This is a genomic window from Dinoroseobacter sp. S375, from assembly GCF_049800775.1.
Classification (GTDB): Bacteria; Pseudomonadota; Alphaproteobacteria; order Rhodobacterales; family Rhodobacteraceae; genus Dinoroseobacter.
Genome location: NZ_JBNAFR010000009.1, coordinates 86,233 through 105,243, shown reverse-complemented (window position 1 = coordinate 105,243; position 19,011 = coordinate 86,233). Strand labels below are relative to the sequence as shown.

The window sequence follows — 19,011 nt, the reverse complement described above, 5'->3', positions numbered from 1 at the left end:
TCAGTGCTCCAGCAGCAGGTCGGCGAGCGTGAGGGCCATGACCTGCGCGCTGTCGATCATGTCGTCGATGCCCACCCATTCATCGGGTTGGTGGGCGAGGTCGAGGATCCCCGGCCCATACGCGATGCAGTTCTTGAGCCGCCCGATCCGGTCAATATGTTTCTGGTCATAGGTGCCGGGGGAGACCACGTAGTCCGGTTGCCGCGCCAGCACCCGCTCGATCGAGGCCGCGACAGACCGCACCACCGGGGCGTCCTTGTCTGCCATGGTGGGCTGCACCTCGAAGAGCTCGCGAATGTCGTACTCGAAACTGGGACGGCTGGCTTTCACCCGCTCCAGCAGCGACGTGATCTCGGCTTTCACCTCCGTGATGTCTTCCTCGATCAGGAAGCGGCGGTCGAGCACAATGCGGCAGCGATCCGCCACGCAGGGGGCCGGCAGGCCGGTATAGTCCGGGTCCTGCTCTGCCTCGCCGCCATGGATCGAGTTGATGTTGAGCGTGGATTGGCGCGCGCCCTCGGGCACCACGGGCATCTCGGTGCGTTTGGTGGCCAGCAGGGGATAGAGCACCGTCTCGATCTCGTGCAGAACAGCCCCCATATGGCGGATCGCGCTGTCGCCGAGAAAGGGCATGGAGCCATGGGCGATCCGACCCTTGGTCTCGATCTCGGCCCACCAGACCCCGCGGTGACCGAGGCAGATCCGGTCCTTGTTCAGGGGTTCGGGGATGATCACATGCTGCACGCGCTCGGGCGAGAACCAGCCGTTCTCCGCCAGATAGGCGACCCCGCCAAAGCCGCCCGATTCCTCATCCGCCGTCGCGCTGATCTCGATCGCGCCCGCAAACTCGGGATGGGTGGCGATGAAGGCTTCGGCTGCGATGATCGAGGCGGCGAGCCCGCCTTTCATGTCACAGGCCCCGCGACCATAGACCCGGCCCTGTTTCACCTCGCCACCGAACGGGTCCGTTGTCCAGCCATGGCCGACTTCGACCACGTCGTGGTGCGAGTTGAAATGCACGCACTCTCCCGGGCGGCCGCCCTCGTAGCGCGCCACGAGGTTCCAGCGCGGAAAGGCCTCGCTATCGGCGGCGGCGCCCTTGGCGCGGACCAGCTCGCAGGTAAAGCCCTGCGGTGCGAGCCGCGCTTCGAGCACCGCGCAGATGTCGTGGTAGTGCCGGCCGGGCGGGTTCAGGGTCGGAATTCGGATCAGGTCCTGGGTCAGCGCGACCAGCGCGTCGCGCCGGGCGGTGATCGCGGTCTTTAGGGGGGTGTCGGTCTGCATGGGGCGAGCCTAGGCCCGCAGCCCGGGCGCGACAAGCGGGCCCGGGCAGCTCGATGCGTTGTGTTTGGCGCGACGCGCCCCATTTCTAGTCAGAGGTGTGCAACGCAGTGAAAAAGGAGCAATGGATGGCGGTTCTGCGGGTAGGTGTTCTGGTTTTTCTGGTGCTGGCAGTGGCGCATATCCTCGCCGCCATGCTACAGCGGTGGCGCAGGTCGGCCGCGCTCGAAGAGCAATGGCTGGCCGAGGGCCGTCCCGGGACGTGGGAGGCCTATGAGAAGGATGGCCTTGCGCCTCTGGAGCGGTCGCTCCGGCAGAGGCTGATCTGGGGTGTATACGCGTTTCCGGCGGCTGTGATCGGGCTGCTGGCGCTTTTGACGAATTGGGATTGAGATGTTTTGGACCTACCTGCGCTGGACGCTGAAACTGATCCTGCTGGTGCTGGTTGGAGGCTTGTTGCATTACGTGCTGCCCCAGCATGACGTGGTGCGGATGGTGGATGCCTCCGAGCGGCGCGTGGATTTTACCGAGAGCAACCGTATCTTCTGGGCCCGGCCGGATAGTGGTGCGCCCATGGCCGACAGCCGGGATGTGAGGTTCATTGACGCCGCGCGGCCCGGGGGCGAGGCGATCGTGTACCGCAACGAGGATACAGGGTGGGGCTGGCCCTTTTACTTCAAGTTTGACTCGAGCGATGTGAACGCGCGGGCCAAGGATCTGGTCTCGGATGCCGAAGACCCCACATGGGTGATCGTGCGGCATTACGGATGGCGTTCGAACCTGTTTTCGATCTTTCCAAATGCGGTCTCCTTGAAGGTGACCGATTCACCGGATCCACAAATCATCCCGTGGTTCAACATCGCTTTCTTTCTTGTGCTGGCGCTGATCGCGCTGCGGATCTGGCGCTGGTGGGCGAATTTCCATGAGGCGCGGATCGAGCCGATCGTGGATGATATGGTGATTGCCATGCACCGGGCCGATGACCGCGCGGATGCCACCAAGGGGCGCTTTCGCCGCTGGTGGGACAAGATGCGCGGCAAGGCCTGAGGCAAAGCGAGAGGCATCGTCGGGCAACCGCCGGACGTGGCGCGGTCGGTATCCCGACCGCGCGGACCCGCGAGACAGGCCAAAGCGTTCAATAGAGCCGACACGATAGAGGCCGGGTGTGTCCGCGCCCTCGCCATGGGCGAGGGCGCCCCGGATCAAGCGCCCTCCGGTCAGGTGCCCGCGTTCAGGCGCCGTAAGGCACCCAGATGGTCTTCGTCTCGGTCGCTTCCGACAGGAAGCTGCGCGCATCGGCTTTGAACCAATCCCGGGCGGCTCCGTGGTTTACCCATGTGCGTTTGAGATTGCCCGCCGCTTCGGCCTCGATCTGCGCCGAGATGTCAGCGCCCGCAAAACTCCAGACCGCATCGACCCCCAGATGACTGGCCAGCGGCTTGGCCAGCGCCTCCGGGTCGCCCGTGACGATATTGACCACGCCTGCGGGCACGTCCGAGGTGTCCAGCACCTGATAGAGATCGGTTGCCGCTAGCGGGAAGGGTTGTGACGGCACCAGCACCAGCCGATTGCCCATGGCCAGCGCGGCCCCGAGGATCGACACCGTCCCCAGCAGCGGGGCCTCATCCGGCGCAAAGGCCCCGATCACCCCGACAGGCTCGGGCATGGCCAGCGCGACACCGCGCAGGGGCACGGGCTTGACCGCCCCGTCATACTTGTCTGCCCAGGCCGCATAGGTGAAGAGCCGCTCGATCGAGGCTGCGACCTCGGCCTTGGCCGCAGGCTCCCGCGCACCGGTCATCGCCTTGAGACGCGCCGCAAATTCCTCGGCACGGGCCGACAGGTTCTCCGCAAGGTAATAGAGGATCTGCGCCCGCAAATGCCCGGTGGTTTTGGCCCAGCCAGAGGCCCCGGTCGCGGCCTCCACCGCGTTACGGATGTCCTTGCGATTGCCCTCGGGCGCATGGCCCAGAAGCGCGCCCTTGGTCGACCAGATGGCCCGGGAGTAGCCGCTATCGGGCCGGGCCTGCTTGCCGCCGATATACATCTTGGCCGTGCGGTCGAGCCCTTCGGCCTTGGGCGTCTGCGGTGCTGGCACCGCCGCGACGGGTTTGAGTGGCTTCGCGGCTCCGACGGGTTTTGTATAGGCGCGCAGACCCTCCCATCCGCCTTCGCGTCCAAATCCGCTCTCGCGGACCCCGCCAAACCCGGCGGCCGCGTCGAAGAGGTTCGTGGCATTCACCCAGACCACACCCGCCGCAAGCTTGGGCGCGATGTCCAGCGCCCGGTTGACATCCTCGGACCAGAGCGTTGCCGCCAGCCCGTAGCGCGTGGCATTGGCCACCTGCACGGCCTCGGACGGGGTGCGAAAGGTCGTCGAAACCAGGACCGGGCCAAAGATCTCGTCCCGCATGAGCGGATCGGCGGGCGAGAGCCCGGTGATCAGGGTCGGCGGATAGAATGCCCCCTCGGCGGGCACCACACCCGGCTGATGTACTGTCCCCCCGCTGCTGGCCACCATCCCGGCGACCTTGGCGCGGTGCGCGGGATCAATCATCGCCCCCACATCAATGCACTTGTCCAACGGATCGCCGATCCGCAGGGTCTCCATCCGGGCGCGCAGCTTGCCGTGGAAGGCTTCTGCGATCCCTTCCTGCACCAAAAGACGCGAGCCCGCACAGCAGACCTGGCCCTGATTGAACCAGATCGCGTCCACCAGACCCTCAACCGCAGAGTCGAGATCCGCGTCTTCGAAGACGATATAAGGTGACTTGCCACCCAGCTCGAGTGTCAGCGCCTTGCCCGACCCCGCCGTCGCCCGGCGGATCTCGCGCCCCACCTCGGTGGAGCCGGTGAAGGCGATCTTGTCCACACCCGGATGCGCTACAAGCGCCGCACCGGTCGCGCCATCCCCGGTGACAATATTCACCACGCCGGAGGGCACCCCGGCCTCGCCGCAGATCTCAGCAAAGAGCAGCGCTGTCAGCGGGGTCCATTCGGCCGGTTTCAGAACCACCGTATTGCCCATGGCCAGTGCTGGCGCGATTTTCCAGGCCAGCATCAGAAGCGGGAAATTCCACGGCACGATCTGACCACAGACGCCCAGCGGTACGCGGTCGGGCAGCTCGTCCTCCATCAGGGCGGCCATGCCCGCATGGTAGTAGAAATGGCGCTGGGCGAGGGGGATGTCGATATCCCGGCTCTCGCGGATGGGCTTGCCATTGTCGAGCGTCTCGAGCACCGCAAAGAGCCGCGCGTGTTTCTGCAACAGCCGCGCCAACCCGTAGATGACCCGCGCCCGCCCCGACCCGCCCAGTTTGGCCCAGCCGGGTTGCGCCTTGCGCGCGGCCGCCACGGCGGCGTCCACATCGCCAGCGGAGCCTTGGGTGACCTGCGCAAGCGCGGTCCCGCGCGCCGGGTTCAATGTGGCAAAGGTCTCGCCGGGGTCCTGAAACCCACCGCCGATAAAGCACCCGAACTGACGTCCATGCTGGTCCAGCCAAGCCTGGGCCGGGCCGTCATCCTCGGGCGCCGGGCCATACTCCATGGTCTCGAAGATCTCCTTGACCGTCATGCTGAACGCCCCTTCATTGTTCCCCAAATACTCATGGTCCCCCCTCAGCCAAGCGCGTGCCGGTGGCCTGCGGAATAGGCCCCGGTGACATGATGCTCGAGTTGCCGTTCGATATCGCCAAGAAGGGACGAGGCGCCGAAGCGGAAGAGGTCCGGTTGCAGCCAACGGTTGCCCAGCTCTTCTTTCAGCAGGCTCAGATAGACCAGCGCATCCTTGGCCTTGGAGATCCCCCCCGCGGGTTTGTAGCCCACCTTGATCCCTGTGGCCGCCTCGTAATCTCGGATCGCGCGGATCATCACAAGGCTCACGGGCAGGGTCGCGTTCACGCTCTCCTTGCCGGTGGAGGTCTTGATGAAATCCGCGCCGGCCATCATGCAGATCAGGCTCGCGCGGGCGACATTGCCCAGATCCCCGAGCTCGCCGGTGGCCAGGATCGCCTTCACATGGGCATCCCCGCACGCCGCGCGAAATGCGCGCATCTCGTCATAGAGCGCTTGCCAATTGCCGGTCAGGACATGGCGGCGGGAGATGACGATATCGATCTCTGCGGCGCCTGCGGCCACGCTCTCCTCGATCTCGGCCACGCGCAGCCGAAAGGGTGAAAGGCCCGCCGGAAACCCCGTCGACACGGCGGCGACAGGGATGCCGGAACCGGCAAGCGCCTCGACGGCCACCTCGACCATGTCGTGATAGACGCAGACCGCCCCGGTGGTGATCGCCCCCATGCCGAGCGCCGTGAGGATCTCGGGATCCACGGGGCGACGCGCCTTGGCGCAGAGCCGCTGGACCCGGCCCGGCGTGTCGTCGCCCGCAAGGGTGGTGAGGTCGATCAGGGTGATCGCCTTCAGCAGCCAGGCCGCCTGAAAGTCTTTCTTGACCGACCGCCGCCCGGGCAGGGTCGCGGCGCGGCGTTCCACGGCCGATGTATTGATCGCGACGGCGCGGACCCAGTCGAGATCGAGCGCCATGCCAGGATTGCGCGGCAAGGTGGTCTCCGGCAAATGTGCCCGGTGCAGGTCAATCTGCTGGCCGGTGGCGGTGCGGCCCGGTGGGGTGCTGGTCACGATGAGGTCTCCTGCTGCGTGATCTGAGGCTGACACGGCCCGCGAAGGGGCGCAAGCGCGCCGCCACGTCCCGACGCCCGCGCGCGGATATGTGGGTGTGCGGATGTGCGGTGGCGCGGTCCGCTGCGCGCCCCGCGCGGACGTGCCCGTGATCGCCTGTCGTCCATCCTTCCCTATGACGGTCCTGCGACGCGGGTCCGCGCGGTCCGCATGCGGACCGCGCCCTCTATCCTCAGCCTCTCCGTTCCCCGGGCTGGACCACGTCTCGGCGATGGGCGCGCCGCCATCTGGCCGGAGGCGCGCCGTGATGGGCTTTGAAGAGGGCTTGGAAATGGCTCGGGGTCTCTATGCCACAGGCCTCTGCCACCCGCGTCAGGCTCAGATCCGTCCCGGTCATCAACCGCGCCGCATGGGCCATTCGCCGCGCATTGATCCAGTCGGTGGGCGTGGCACCGAGATGCGCGCGAAAGCTGCGCGCCAGATAGGCGGGCGACTTGCCCGCGATCTCGGCCAGCGCGCCGGGGCCGCGCGCGAACACTTCCGGGTCCTCGGCCGCGCGTAAGGTGCGCGTCAACCACCCCGGCAATCCGCCGGGCAGCGCCGGAAGGGGCCGCAGGATCCGCGTATGCAGCTCCAGCAGCACCGATTCGATGGCGAGCTGGCTGCGCGGTCCGACCTCCAGCCGCTCCAGCGCCCGTGTCATCGTACTCGCCTGATCCGCATCGAGGCTCAGCGTCACCGGGAGCGCCCCGTCGCTCCAGAAGGTACGTCCGTCCAGCTCCGGGTAACGCGCCAGCAGATGGGTGAGGCTGTCGGGCGCGATGAGCACATTCACAAGCCGCGCGGGCCCGCCCAGACCGTGCCGGTCCTGCGGTCGCATGAAACACAGGCTGCGGGGCGGCAGCGCGATCCGGGTGCCATTGATCCGGTGTTGCACCATGCCGTCGAGCACAAAAAACATCTCGTGGAAATCCTGCCCATGGGGGGCGGGGATCGGCCCGTCCCCGAGGCTCACGCGGGCAAAGTGAAACGCGGTTGGCGGGCGAAGGTAATCCCGGTGGCGCAGGGTCAAAGACATAGATAAGTCAACACAGAGGAGCTTTTGGGAAAAATAGCGCCAGAATTGTTGCGAAACCAGAGAAATGATGGGCGTGAAAGGATCCCCCATGCTTGATACATCCCCCGATCTGTCTTTCGCCCCCGTGCGCAACCCGAACCCGGCCACTCTGACACCCGAGCAGATCGACCGCTATAATCGCGACGGCTACCTGACGGGTCTGCGCGCCTTCCCCCCCAGTCAAGCGGAGGCGAACCGCACGACCTTTGACGGGCTGCTCGCCGGGCTCGGGCGCGACGGCGCCTATGCGATCAACTGCTATCAGGCACGCGCCCAAGCGATCTGGGATCTGTGCACCGCGCCTGCGATCCTCGACGTGGTGGAGGATCTGGTGGGGCCGAACATCGTCTGCTGGGCCTCGCATTTCTTTTGCAAGCTGCCGGGGGACCCGAAGCATGTGCCCTGGCATCAGGACGCCGCCTTCTGGCATCTGGCCCCGGCTCGCACGGTGACCGTCTGGCTGGCCATCGACGACACCGATGCCGAGAACGCGGCGATGCAGTTTATTCCGCGCAGCCACGATAAGGGTGCGCTTGACTGGCGCGCTTCGGAGGGCGGCGTTTTGAACAAGGAACTGGTCGAAACCGCGAGCCTCGGCGCGCCGGTGACCAACGCCCTGCGCGCAGGCGAGATGTCGGTTCATGCGGATATGCTGGCCCATGGGTCGGCCGCCAATCTCAGCACTCGTCGCCGATGCGGGCTGACCATCCGCTATTGCCCGCCCGAGGTGCGGATGACGGACGGTGCCTGGGCGCAGGGGATCGAGGCGATCCTCTGCCGGGGCAATGATCCCTCCGGCCACTGGCGTCACCACGCACGGCCCCGGGGCAATGATGTCTCGCCGGAAAACAGCCCGCGCAACCTTGGCGGAAACTAACCCGCGTGACCTGCCCCTGCGGGTCAGATCCGCGACAGGAGCAGCCCCCCGGCCACCATTACGACGGCGAGGATGCGGGTCGGGCTGATCTCGCGCGCGGCCATCCCGAACGCCCCCAGCGCGTCGAGGATCAGCGCCGCGACCAGCTGGCCAAAGACCAGCGCCGCCACAAGCGAGACGACACCGATGCGATCCGCGCTCCAGGCGGCGGCACAGACATAGATCGCGCCGAGCGCACCGCCGGTCCAGGCCCACCAGGGCAAAGGGGCCAGCGCATCCCAGCTCGGCACCGTGCCCCGAGCCAGGGTGATCGCGCTCAGCACGACGAACCCGACCCCGAAGGAGATCGCCGCCGTCGCCACCGGATCCCCTGCGTTTCGGGCCAGGGTTGCATTGATCGGGGCCTGGGTCGCGATGCCCGCACCGCCAAGGGCCACGGCTCCGAGGGCGAGCCAATAGGTCAAACTCATGTTGGGTGTCCTTTTCTTTGCGCGCAGAGAACCACGTTGCCGCGTCCAGCACTAGGTCCGGCACCCGGTTCGGCCCAAGCTCGGATGAAAGGCTTGCTTTGGGCCGGGGGCTATGGTTCAGTCACCGTGATTGCATACCTATGCAAACACCGCACGCACCGACTTTGGGAGGGGAAGGGCGTCTATGGATATCACATGGTTTGGCCATGCGGCGTTCCGGCTGAGCGATGCCCGGGGCGCGGTCATTACGGACCCTTACACGCCCGAGGGCGTGGGATATGCGCCGATCACCCAGAGCGCGGATCTGGTGGTCATCTCGTCCGATGACGATGATGCCCATTGCCGGGCCGACCTGATCCCGGGGGATCCGGAAGTGTGCAACGCGCTCAACGTGGCGCTGGACCATGGCGGAGCGCAGACCGTGGTCGGGCGCGAGATCCGCGCCGTCGCCGCCGCCGAGTGGGAACATCACCCCAGAGGCGTGCCGGGCCAGAATGGCATGTACCGGTTCGAGATGGACGGGATGCAGATCGCCCATATGGGCGATGTGGGAAACCCGCTCACCGCCGATCAGATCGCGTTCTTCAAGGATGTGGATGTCCTGCTGGCCTTGGCGGGGGGCTACCTGACCATCGAACTGCCGGACCTGATGACAATGATCCGCGCCGTCAGGCCCAAGCTGGTCATCCCCATGCATTTCAGGACCCTCACCTATCGGCCCCGCAACACCATGTGGATCGAAAGCTTCCTCAGCCATTTCGACGAGGCTCAGGTGGATTTCGCCTTTGGCGCCCATGCGCAGATTTTCAAAGGGGACCTGAGCCCGGACACGCGGGTGCTGGTCATGGACTATGTGCGACCGAACGCCTGAACTCGGGGGTTGATCCTCGGCGCGCCTGCGACATTCTGTCAAGCATCCGCCCATTTCAAAACAACCGGCATCCAAGCCGGATCACGACAACAGGAGAACAGATATGACCCTCAGACGCAGCTTGCTTTCGATCTCGATCGCGGCGTTGGCCGCCACCAGCGGGGCCGCCCTGGCTCAGGACGTGGCCCGCGAGGACACGGTGATCTTCGATCTCGACCGGACCATCAAGGATCCGGAGAATTTCAACTGGTTTACCCCGGGCACCAAGCGCATGCATGGCGCGCATCAGGCCATGTGGGAGCCGCTCTTCATCCTGAATTACGGCACGGGCGAGCTCGATCCGTGGCTTGCCAGCGGGTTCGAGGGCAACGACACCAACGATGTCTTCACCATCTCGCTGCGCGAGGGCGTGGAATGGTCCGATGGCGAGGCGTTTAACGCCGATGACGTGGTCTTCACCGTCTCCATGGCCCTCGAGAACAGTGAGATCTCGTCGCGCGAAGCGGCCACGATCCGGGCGCAGGTGGCGTCGGTCGAGAAGGTTGATGACCTGACGGTGCGGTTCACTCTGAACGCGCCCAACCCGCGCTTTCTGGTGGAAAACTTCGGAGTGCGGATTTTTGGGTCCTTCCTGATCATGCCGGAGCATGTCTGGAACGGTCAGGACCCGGCAACCTTTGCCTTCTTCCCGCCCATCGGGACCGGACCCTATACCTATACCTCCAGCGCCACGAACCGGGCGATCTGGGACCGCAATGATGACTGGTGGGGCGCGAAGTCCGGGTTCATGGACCTGCCTGAGCCCCAGCGCCTGATCTGGCTCGAGACCGGCGGCGAAGAGAGCCGTGCGCAGTTGATGGCGACGAACCAACTCGATGCCTCCCAGAACGTGTCTGTGGGCACCTTCGAGGCGATCAGGTTCCAGAACCCGGCGGTGATCGCCTGGTATCCGGACTATCCCTATGCGGCCGCCGATCCCTGCGCGCGCCAGCTGGAGATCAACACGACCATCGCGCCCTGGGACAGCGCCAATATGCGCAAGGCCGTGGCGATGATCATCGATCGCAACCAGATCGTGAATGTGGCCGCCGAGGGGGCGACTGTCGCCTCCGAGACGATGTTCGCGCAATACGGCTCCATGGCGCCCTTTATCGACGCGGTGAAGGCGGCGGGCTTCGGGCTGTCGGATGCGCCGGATCTCGACGCGGCGGCGGCGCTGATCGAGGGCGAGGGCTGGGCCAAGAATGGCGATGGGCTGTATGAAAAGGATGGCGAGGTCCTGAGCGTCGACATCCACGTGAATTCGGCCTCCACCGAGTACACCCGGACCATCGATGTGATCGCCGAGCAGCTGACGCGCGCCGGTATTCAGGCCAAGTCCGTGCCGGTCGAGAACGGCGTGTTCTGGGGCGAGGTTCTGCCCTTTGGCGGCTTCGAGATGTCCTATAGCTGGCTGTCCTGCGGGTCGGTTAACGAGCCATGGGCGTCCATGGGCCGCTATACGGTCAAGGATGTGGTGCCCGTGGGCGAGCGGAGCCCCGGGTTCAACAACACCTCGCGCTGGGACGGGCCGGGGGCCGAGGCCTATAGCGCGCTGGTGGACAAGATCGGTGGGCTGCCCTTGGGCGATCCGGAGGTGCCGACGCTGGTGGCCGAGGCTTATCAGTATCTCGATGCGGAGATGCCGTTCATCCCGCTGGTGCAGTCGGCCAAGCTCTTGCCGATGAACACCACATACTGGACCGGCTGGCCGACCTCCGAGAACTATTACAACCACCCGTTCTTCTGGTGGAACCACACGCATCAGATCATTCACAACCTCGAGAAGGCGAACTGATCTGACCGCTCTTCCCCGGGCCGGATGGTCCGGCCCGGGGCCATGCAAGGGAGAGGACCCATGTCCGAGAGATCTGTTTCCGAGATCGGACGCTTTTTCGAAGAGAACGGCTATTACCACGCGAAGGGCCTTCTGAGCGCAAGCCAGCTGGATCCGTTGGCGCGGGATTTCGACCGCATCGTCGGGCAATTGTTGCGCTCTGGCGAACAGGTGGATGCCACATGGGACGGGGACGAAACGGCCCGTCTGGCGCGGGCCGGGGACCGGATCCTGCACACCCATAATGTGCAGAAGTATTCGCGCGCCTGGCTCAATGCCTTTCTCGATGACGGGTTTCTCGATGTGGCCGAAGAGTTCCTCGGCCCGGATATCGTGCTGCATCATTCCAAGCTTTTTCAGAAACCGGCCGAGGCGGGCGCGCCCTTTCCGATGCATCAGGACTGGCCCTATTTCCCGACCGAGCAGGATCGGATGATCGCGGCCATCGTCCATGTGAGCGATGCCACGAACGAGATGGGCTGCCTGCGGGTCTATCCCGGCTCTCACAAGCTGGGCCGGATCGCGGGGGCCGATGGGCGGCAGGCCAATGCCACGCTTGACCGGTATCCGATCGAGGAGGCCAAAGTGCTGGAGGCAAAGGCCGGGGATGTGGTGTTCTTTCATTACCTGACGCTGCACGGGTCCATGCCGAACCGGTCGGATCGCACCCGCAAGACCGTTCTGGTGCAGATGTATGACGGTCAGGACCGCGTGGTGGAGGGCAACACCCATCCCGACGAGCGCATGGTGCTGCGGGGCTGGAACCACCATGCCAGCCGGGCGAGCGCCGCGGCGGCCTGACGGGCGGCCCTTGAGAGCGCGGGACGCCCCCGGGGCGTTCTGCATCACGCAATGAGGGGGAGAGGGCCGTGTTCGGTATTCCACGCAGCTATCTGATCAACCGTACGATCACCTTCGTGCTGACCGTGTTCATCGCGGCGACGCTGATCTGGTTGATCCCGCGTTTCTCGCCGGTGGACCCGGCAGAGATCATGCTCAGCCGCATGGCCGCCGGCGGCGGAGCCGTGGCCGATAGCGAGGCGATCCTTGCCCAGCTGCGTGCGGATTTCGGGCTGAATGACCCGTTGATCGTCCAATACTTGAAATACATGGGCAATCTGCTGACCTTCAATCTGGGGATCTCGACGGCCTCTTTCCCGACCCCGGTCTCGGTGCTCATCGCGCAGGCGCTGCCCTGGACGCTGGGGCTGATGATCCTGTCGGTGGTGATCACCTTCCTGATCGGCAATGCGCTGGGCGCGTTCATGGTCTGGGAGCGCACCCCGAAAATCTGGAAGGTCGTCATCCCGACCTTCATGATCTTCACCTCGATCCCACCGATCCTGTCGGGGCTGCTCTTGATGTATATCTTCTCGATCACCCTGCGCTGGCTGCCGCTGACGGGCAGTTACGGGCTGACGGTGGAGCCGGGCTGGGACTGGACCTTCGTCGCCAGCGTGATCGAGCATGGCACCCTGCCAGCGCTGTCGATCATCGTCGTGACCTTCGGCTTCTGGACGCTGGGGATGCGCGGGCTGATGATCTCGGTGCAGGGCGAGGATTACGTGAACCTCGCCAAGGCCAAGGGTCTGAAACCGCGCTACGTCCTGTATAAGTACATGGTGCGCAACGCGATCCTGCCGCAGATCACCGCCTTTGCCCTGAAGATCGGCCTGCTCGTCTCGGGTCAGATCCTGGTCGAGCGGATCTTCGGCTACAACGGGATGGGCAAGCTGCTCTATGACGCGATCCTCGATCAGGATTTCGCCGTCATCCAGGGCGTCAGTTACATCATCATCCTGATGACCGCGCTCTCGGTCTTCCTTGTCGATCTGATCTATCCGCTGATCGACCCGCGGATCCGTCTGTCCGAGGAGGCCGCGGCATGACCGATACCTCGCCCCCGCAAACGCCAAACCCGCAAACAGGCGAGGCGAATGCCGCCGAGATCTCGCGGTTCAACCGGTTCGACAATCCGTGGTTCAACCCCAAGCTGATGTGGGGCGTGGGCATCCTGCTGGTCATCATTCTCGGCGGGATCATCGGGCGGATGGTCTGGAATACCGAGCTGGTCTTTACCGGCTCGACGCCCCTGAAGCTCCCACCGCTCGGGTTCGAGAACCTGCGTCGTCAGGAAGGCGTCGCGGAATTCCCGCTGGGCACTGACGGGGCCGGGCGCGACATGCTGGCGATGCTGATCATCGGCACGCCCAACACGCTGATGATCGGGGCGATTGCTTCGATCATCGGGATGAGCCTCGGGATCTTTCTCGGCTTTTCGGCCGGGTTTGTCGGCGGGCGCGTGGATGACACGATCCGCGTGCTGTCGGATGTGATGATCACGATCCCGCCGCTCCTGATCCTTGTGGTGTTCCAATCGGCCTTCGGAGACGTAAGCCTCGTGATGATGGCTTTCCTGATCGCGGGCTTCATGTGGCAATCGCCGACGCGCCTGATCCGGGCGCAGGTGCTGTCCATGAAACGCTCGGGCTATGTGCAGATGGCGCAGCTGAGCGGGGCCTCGACCTTTCACATCATGTTCCGCGAGATGCTGCCGAACCTGATCCCGTATCTCTTCGGGTCGTTCATCGCGAACGTGACCACCGCCATCGTCACCGCCGTGGGGTTGGAGGTGCTGGGCCTCGGACCCCAGCGGATCCCGACCTTGGGCCGGGTGATCTACGACGCGATCAACTCCGGCGCGCTGATCCAGAACCTCTGGTGGTGGTGGGGCCTGCCCACGGCCCTGCTGGCGACGATGTTCATCGCGCTCCTGCTGATCAATCTCGGCCTCGACGAGGTCTCCAACCCGCGCCTGCGCAAGATCTGAGGCCGATCATGACCAAGCATGTCCTCGAACTCACGGATCTCAGCATCGACTTCCCCACGGCGCGGGGGGTGGTCCATGCGGTCACGAAACTCTCGCTGAAGATCCGCCCGGGTATCCGGGTCGGCTTCATCGGCGAAAGCGGCTCGGGCAAGACGACCACCGCGCTCTCGGTGATGCGGATGCTCGGCGGCTCGGGCCGGGTGGCCAGCGGGGCAATCCAGTTGGGCGAGACCGATATGCTGGCGCTCAGCGAGGAGGAGATGCGCCTGACGCGCCTCAGCCGGGTCAGCTACATCCCGCAAGGGGCGATGAATTCGCTGAACCCGATCATGCGGATCGAGAACCAGATCTGGGATGGGATCATCGCCCATGAGGGCAAAACCGATGCCGCCGAATTGAAATCCCGCTCGGATGCTTGTCTGGAAAGCGTCGGCCTGCCCGCGCGCACCGGGCGGCTTTACCCCCATGAGCTGTCGGGCGGCATGAAGCAGCGGGTCTGTATCGCGCTGGGCGTGTCCCTGAACCCCGAGCTGATCATCGCGGATGAACCGACTTCCGCGCTCGACGTGGTGACCCAACGCCATGTGATGCAGACGCTCAAGGACGTGCAGGCGCGGATCGGCTCAGGTCTGATCCTGATCGGGCATGACATGGGGCTGATGGCACAATCCGTGGATGAACTTGCCGTGCTCAAGGACGGTGTGCTGGTCGAGCATGGCTCGGTGCAGCAGATCCTCGAGGCGCCCGAGCATCCCTATACCAAGCAGCTGATCTCGTCCGTGCCGCTGGTGGGGGGTGCGAGTTTCCTCGACGCCGAGGTCGGTGCCGCCCCGGTGAAACGCGGCAAGCCCGGCGTGCCGCTTCTGGAGTTCAAATCCGTCTCGAAAACCTATGGCGATGTCACCGCGCTCCACCCGATGAGCTTTGCGCTCGACGGCGAAAAACCCAAGATCATCTCGATCGTCGGCCAGTCCGGGTCGGGCAAATCGACCATGGGCAGCCTGATGCTGGGCTTCAACCCACCGAGCGCGGGGCAGGTCCTGTTCGAGGGCGCGGATATCGCCAAACACTCCGCCGCCGAGCGGCTCGAGTTCCGCAAATCCGTGCAGGCGGTGTTTCAGGACCCCTATGCCTGCTTCAACCCGTTCTACAGGGTCGATCACGCTCTGAAGTTTCCCTACAAGCGTTTCGGCCTCGGCTCCTCGGATGCGGAGGTCGAGGCCAAGATGCTGGAGGCGTGCGAGGCCGTGGGCCTCGACGGGCAGCTCATTCTGCGCCGCTTTCCGCACGAGTTGTCGGGCGGGCAGCGCCAGCGCCTGATCGTGGCCCGCGCGCTGATGCTGGAGCCAAAGCTGCTGATCGCGGATGAACCGGTTTCGATGGTGGACGCGTCCCTGCGCGCGACAATCCTCAAGAACATCTACGACCTGAAGGACCGCTACGGCATCTCCATTCTCTACATCACCCATGATCTGGCCACCGCCTATCACGTGAGCGACTATGTGATGGTCCTCTATCACGGCCATGTGGTCGAGGCGGGGCCGCCGAAACAGGTGATCGGAGATCCGCAGCACCCCTATACCCAGATGCTGATCGAGGCGATCCCATGGCCCGATCTGACCCGGGATTGGGGCCATGCCGATGAGGCGTCGGATGCAGCCCGGCTGGCCGAGATCGCCCGCTCGACCGAGACGGTGATCCGCGGGGAGGTGCCGGGATTTGCGCTCTCTTAACCCGTGGCGCGCTATGAGCGCAGGGCCTGAGGGGGCCGGGACCGAAAGGCATGACAGGAGCCCATGAAGCACCAGATTTTCTGGACCGAGCAAAAGATCCTCAGCCGTTTGCCGCTGATCACCCCGCTGGTCCATCGCCGCACGTCCCCGATCCCGCCCTTTCGCTATCTGCCGCTGCCCGGCCCTTTGGCCGAGGCCCCGGTGGGTGCGGATGTGGATGCCTCCGGCTGGGACGAGATCCCCTTTGACAGCTATTGGGGCGATTGGAGCCAGGATTTCGTCCTGCGTTCGGTCTTTGCTGTGCCCGAGGGGTTTGGCACCCATGGCCCGGTCGCGTTGCACCTGCCGCTGGGGGTTGCGGGGGATATCTTCTGCCACCCGGAGGGGTTGGCCTATATCGACGGGGTCAGCTGCGCCTCGGCGGACCGGCAGCATCACGAGATCTATCTCAGCCCGGAGCACTGCGATGGTGGGCGTCACAGCCTCGCGCTCCATGGTTGGACGGGGCTGAGCGGCTGGCCCCCGGATCGCAACTCCAAGCAGAAGCTCTTCATGAAGCCCTGCGCGGTGGTCGAGATCGACACGCCCACGCGGGAGCTGGTGGCGTTAGTGACCCGCGCGCTCGACGTGGCGGGGCATATGGAGGAGGGCAACACCGCGCGGGGCCGGATCCTGCGCGCGCTCGATCTGTGCTTCAAGGCGCTGGACACGCGCGACCCGATCCGCGGGGATGCGTTCTACGACAGCGTGCCCGCAGCGCTGGATGTGTTCCGCGAAACGCTCGAAGGGTATCGCGGCGAGATGGAGGTCGACATCCTCGCCATCGGCCACGCCCATATTGATATCGCCTATCTCTGGCAGGTGGATCAGACCCGGCGCAAATGCGGGCGCAGTTTCTCGAACGTGCTGGCATTGATGGAGGAATACCCGGACTACCATTTCAGCCAATCCCAGCCCGTGCTCTACGAGATGACCGCGCAGGATTATCCGCAGGTCTTCGAAGGCATCAAGGCGCGCGTGGCCGAAGGGCGGTGGGAGCCCATGGGCGGCATGTGGGTCGAGCCTGATTGCAACCTTGCGGGCGGTGAGAGCCTTGTGCGGCAGCTCATGTACGGACGGCGCTATTACCGCGACCAGTTTGGCGAGGGGGCCGAGACGCCCGTGCTCTGGCTGCCGGATACGTTCGGCTTCACTGCCGCCCTGCCGCAGCTGATGAAGCAGGCCGGGATGAAATGGTTCGTGGCCAACAAGCTGAACTGGAACCAGTATAACCAGATGCCCAACCAGCTTTTCTGGTGGGAGGGGATCGACGGATCTCGCGTGCTGAGCCATTTCCTGACAACGCCCTCGACGGTGCAATACCTGCCCCATCCCACGACCTACAAGGCCGAGATGACCGCGCGCGAGGTCTTTGGCACATGGGAGAATTTCCGCCAGAAGCACCTGCATCAGGAGCTGATCACCTGTTTCGGCTATGGCGATGGTGGCGGTGGCCCGACGCGGGAGCTGATCGATGCGGCCCGGGCCTATGACGCGCTGCCGGGCACGCCGCGGGTGCGCATGGGCAAGGTGCGCGATTTCTTTGAACGGGTGGAGGCCGAGGTCGCCCATGACCTGCCCACATGGTCCGGGGAGTTCTATCTAGAGCTGCACCGGGGTACTCTGACGAGCCAGGCGCGGATCAAGCGGGCCAATCGCAAGGCGGAGGTCCTGCTCCACGATGTTGAGTTTCTCGCCAGCCTCGCCGGGCTGACCACGGGGGCGGAGTATCCTGCCACCGCGCTGGAGGAGGCGTGGAAGCTGGTCCTTCTGAACCAGTTCCACGACATTCTGCCGGGCACCTCGATCACCGAGGTCTTCGCGGATGCGGAGCGCGACTATGCGAAGGTGATGGAGACGGGCACGGCCCTGCGGGAGACCGCACTGGAGGCGCTTGGCACGCAGATGCCCGCGGAAGCCGAGGTCATGGCCGTGAACCCCACGGGGTTCTCCGTGGACCGGATCGGCTGGATCGGGGCGGCGGTCTCGGGCCTTGCGGATCTGCGCTCGGGCCGGGTCTTGCGGACCCAAGGCGTGGAGGGCGGCACGTTGATCGACCTGCCGGCTCTGCCGGGCTATGCCGCACTCGGGCTTGGCCCGTCCGAGGAGGCGCCGGAGCCGACTGCGCTCCGGATCACCGAGTTCCCCGATGGGGCCGTGATTGAGAATGACCTGATCCGGGTGCACGTGGCGCCGAACGGCCAGCTTGTCTCGGTGTTCGACAAGACCGCCCTGCGCGAGGTGCTGGCCGAGGGTGCGTTCGGCAATCAGCTTCTGGCGTTCGAGGACCGCCCCATGGTCTGGGACGCTTGGGACATCGATATCTTTTACGAGGATCGCTGCGAGGTGATTGATGCGCCCGTGCGGTTCGAGATCACTGAGCGCGGCCCCTTGCGCGCCAGCCTCGAGGTGGAGCATCACTGGCGCGGCTCCACCATCACCCAGCGGATCTGCCTGCATCACAACTCCAAACGAATCGAGTTCAAGACGGATGTGGATTGGCGCGCCTCCCACATCCTGCTGAAATGCGCCTTTCCGGTCGCGATTTTTAGCCCGCGCGCCACCTATGACATCCAGTTCGGCAATACCGAGCGGACCACCCATTCCAACACCAGTTGGGACTGGGCGCGGTTCGAGAGTGTCGGGCATAAATGGGCGGATCTGAGCGAGGGGAATTACGGTGTCGCCCTGCTCAATGACTGCAAATATGGCTATGATATCCGGGACAATGTCATGCGGCTCAGCCTGCTGAAATCCGCGACCATGCCGGATCCGGAGCAGGACCAGGGCCACCATGAGATGACCTATGCGCTCTTGCCCCACGAAGGGAACTGGCGGTCCGATGTGACCGAGAGCGGTTATGTCCTGAACAATCCGGTGCTGTGCCGTCCTGTGTCGGGCGGGCAAGGGGCGGAGCCGCTGGTCCAGATGGTGGGCGTGTCAGGGTTCTCGACCGTGGTCGAGACGGTCAAGCGGGCCGAGGATGGGCGTGGCTACATCGTGCGGATCTTCGAGAATGAGCGCACGCGGGGGCCGGTGGACTTGCGCTTTGGCTTCGATGTCTCGGAGGTGCGGCAGGTCACCATTCTGGAGGAGGATCTGGGGCCGCTCGCGCTGCGGGGCCGGGTGGTGACGGTGGATCTGACACCCTACGAGATCGTGTCGCTGCGGGTCCTGCCGGTTGGTGTTTGAAGGCGGGTGTGGAGGGGGGGGGGGCCCCCCCCCCCCCCCCCCGCCCCCCCCCCCCCCGGATGAGGGACACAAAAAGGGGGGGGCCCG

15 protein-coding genes are annotated in these 19,011 nt (G+C 65.0%); 10 read left to right on the top strand and 5 right to left on the bottom strand.

The features are described 5' to 3' along the window. Entirely contained in the window at window positions 1–1,284 is a 1,284-nt protein-coding gene (locus ACP150_RS17680) for an acetylornithine deacetylase/succinyl-diaminopimelate desuccinylase family protein (RefSeq protein ID WP_424968013.1), read from the bottom strand. A gap of 125 nt (window positions 1,285–1,409) precedes the next feature. On the opposite strand from ACP150_RS17680, the gene ACP150_RS17675 reads away from it, so the two are divergent. Continuing rightward, on the top strand, window positions 1,410–1,673 hold the full coding sequence (locus ACP150_RS17675; protein ID WP_424968012.1) for a hypothetical protein: 264 nt from the start codon (window positions 1,410–1,412) through the stop codon (window positions 1,671–1,673). A gap of 1 nt (window position 1,674) precedes the next feature. Further along, window positions 1,675–2,328, top strand: coding sequence for a DUF1523 family protein (locus ACP150_RS17670; RefSeq protein WP_424968011.1), 654 nt, complete (start codon window positions 1,675–1,677; stop codon window positions 2,326–2,328). Window positions 2,329–2,512: 184 nt separating this feature from the next. Here ACP150_RS17670 and ACP150_RS17665 read toward each other — a convergent pair whose 3' ends face one another. The 3 genes from ACP150_RS17665 to ACP150_RS17655 all read right to left on the bottom strand — a co-directional run bounded on the left by ACP150_RS17665 (window position 2,513) and on the right by ACP150_RS17655 (window position 6,997). Continuing rightward, the gene (locus ACP150_RS17665) at window positions 2,513–4,855 is read right to left on the bottom strand and encodes an aldehyde dehydrogenase family protein (protein WP_424968010.1); all 2,343 of its coding nucleotides are present in this window, start codon (window positions 4,853–4,855) and stop codon (window positions 2,513–2,515) included. 44 nt (window positions 4,856–4,899) lie between these two features. Further along, window positions 4,900–5,877: a deoxyribose-phosphate aldolase gene (deoC, locus tag ACP150_RS17660; RefSeq protein ID WP_424968108.1), complete on the bottom strand. Its 978-nt coding sequence runs from the start codon at window positions 5,875–5,877 to the stop codon at window positions 4,900–4,902. Window positions 5,878–6,151: 274 nt separating this feature from the next. Next, window positions 6,152–6,997: an AraC family transcriptional regulator gene (locus ACP150_RS17655; RefSeq protein ID WP_424968009.1), complete on the bottom strand. Its 846-nt coding sequence runs from the start codon at window positions 6,995–6,997 to the stop codon at window positions 6,152–6,154. 88 nt (window positions 6,998–7,085) lie between these two features. Here ACP150_RS17655 and ACP150_RS17650 point away from each other — a divergent pair, with 88 nt between their 5' ends. After that, window positions 7,086–7,913 (top strand): phytanoyl-CoA dioxygenase family protein, encoded by an 828-nt coding sequence (locus tag ACP150_RS17650; RefSeq protein ID WP_424968008.1) that lies wholly within the window; start codon window positions 7,086–7,088, stop codon window positions 7,911–7,913. A gap of 23 nt (window positions 7,914–7,936) precedes the next feature. On the opposite strand, the gene ACP150_RS17645 is transcribed toward ACP150_RS17650, so the two are convergent. Beyond that, a complete protein-coding gene (locus ACP150_RS17645; protein WP_424968007.1) occupies window positions 7,937–8,383 on the bottom strand; it encodes a DMT family transporter in 447 nt (148 codons plus the stop codon). A gap of 184 nt (window positions 8,384–8,567) precedes the next feature. Here ACP150_RS17645 and ACP150_RS17640 point away from each other — a divergent pair, with 184 nt between their 5' ends. The 7 genes from ACP150_RS17640 to ACP150_RS17610 all read left to right on the top strand — a co-directional run bounded on the left by ACP150_RS17640 (window position 8,568) and on the right by ACP150_RS17610 (window position 18,924). Then, a complete protein-coding gene (locus tag ACP150_RS17640) occupies window positions 8,568–9,254 on the top strand; it encodes an MBL fold metallo-hydrolase (protein WP_424968006.1) in 687 nt (228 codons plus the stop codon). A 103-nt stretch (window positions 9,255–9,357) separates the two neighbouring features. Continuing rightward, a complete protein-coding gene (locus tag ACP150_RS17635) occupies window positions 9,358–11,091 on the top strand; it encodes an ABC transporter substrate-binding protein (RefSeq protein ID WP_424968005.1) in 1,734 nt (577 codons plus the stop codon). A 60-nt stretch (window positions 11,092–11,151) separates the two neighbouring features. Then, window positions 11,152–11,931, top strand: a complete 780-nt coding sequence (locus ACP150_RS17630; RefSeq protein ID WP_424968004.1) for a phytanoyl-CoA dioxygenase family protein — start codon at window positions 11,152–11,154, stop codon at window positions 11,929–11,931. A 68-nt stretch (window positions 11,932–11,999) separates the two neighbouring features. Then, window positions 12,000–13,019, top strand: coding sequence for an ABC transporter permease (locus tag ACP150_RS17625; RefSeq protein ID WP_424968003.1), 1,020 nt, complete (start codon window positions 12,000–12,002; stop codon window positions 13,017–13,019). Beyond that, window positions 13,016–13,960 (top strand): ABC transporter permease, encoded by a 945-nt coding sequence (locus ACP150_RS17620; RefSeq protein WP_424968002.1) that lies wholly within the window; start codon window positions 13,016–13,018, stop codon window positions 13,958–13,960. Before ACP150_RS17625 ends, ACP150_RS17620 begins: the two co-directional genes overlap by 4 nt. Window positions 13,961–13,968: 8 nt before the next feature. Next, window positions 13,969–15,693 (top strand): ABC transporter ATP-binding protein, encoded by a 1,725-nt coding sequence (locus ACP150_RS17615; RefSeq protein ID WP_424968001.1) that lies wholly within the window; start codon window positions 13,969–13,971, stop codon window positions 15,691–15,693. Between the two features lie 63 nt (window positions 15,694–15,756). Beyond that, the gene (locus ACP150_RS17610) at window positions 15,757–18,924 is read left to right on the top strand and encodes an alpha-mannosidase (protein ID WP_424968000.1); all 3,168 of its coding nucleotides are present in this window, start codon (window positions 15,757–15,759) and stop codon (window positions 18,922–18,924) included. Window positions 18,925–19,011 lie beyond the last annotated feature (87 nt).

Excerpts from the sequence above, each read along its gene's own strand:
- ACP150_RS17675 (WP_424968012.1), top strand. The coding sequence starts at position 1,410 with ATGGCGGTTCTGCGGGTAGGTGTTCTGGTTTTTCTGGTGCTGGCAGTG.
- ACP150_RS17610 (WP_424968000.1), top strand. The coding sequence starts at position 15,757 with ATGAAGCACCAGATTTTCTGGACCGAGCAAAAGATCCTCAGCCGTTTG.
- ACP150_RS17640 (WP_424968006.1), top strand. The coding sequence starts at position 8,568 with ATGGATATCACATGGTTTGGCCATGCGGCGTTCCGGCTGAGCGATGCC.
- ACP150_RS17670 (WP_424968011.1), top strand. The coding sequence starts at position 1,675 with ATGTTTTGGACCTACCTGCGCTGGACGCTGAAACTGATCCTGCTGGTG.
- ACP150_RS17665 (WP_424968010.1), bottom strand. The coding sequence starts at position 4,855 with ATGACGGTCAAGGAGATCTTCGAGACCATGGAGTATGGCCCGGCGCCC.
- ACP150_RS17645 (WP_424968007.1), bottom strand. The coding sequence starts at position 8,383 with ATGAGTTTGACCTATTGGCTCGCCCTCGGAGCCGTGGCCCTTGGCGGT.
- ACP150_RS17630 (WP_424968004.1), top strand. The coding sequence starts at position 11,152 with ATGTCCGAGAGATCTGTTTCCGAGATCGGACGCTTTTTCGAAGAGAAC.
- ACP150_RS17680 (WP_424968013.1), bottom strand. The coding sequence starts at position 1,284 with ATGCAGACCGACACCCCCCTAAAGACCGCGATCACCGCCCGGCGCGAC.
- ACP150_RS17635 (WP_424968005.1), top strand. The coding sequence starts at position 9,358 with ATGACCCTCAGACGCAGCTTGCTTTCGATCTCGATCGCGGCGTTGGCC.
- ACP150_RS17650 (WP_424968008.1), top strand. The coding sequence starts at position 7,086 with ATGCTTGATACATCCCCCGATCTGTCTTTCGCCCCCGTGCGCAACCCG.
- ACP150_RS17620 (WP_424968002.1), top strand. The coding sequence starts at position 13,016 with ATGACCGATACCTCGCCCCCGCAAACGCCAAACCCGCAAACAGGCGAG.
- ACP150_RS17655 (WP_424968009.1), bottom strand. The coding sequence starts at position 6,997 with ATGTCTTTGACCCTGCGCCACCGGGATTACCTTCGCCCGCCAACCGCG.
- ACP150_RS17615 (WP_424968001.1), top strand. The coding sequence starts at position 13,969 with ATGACCAAGCATGTCCTCGAACTCACGGATCTCAGCATCGACTTCCCC.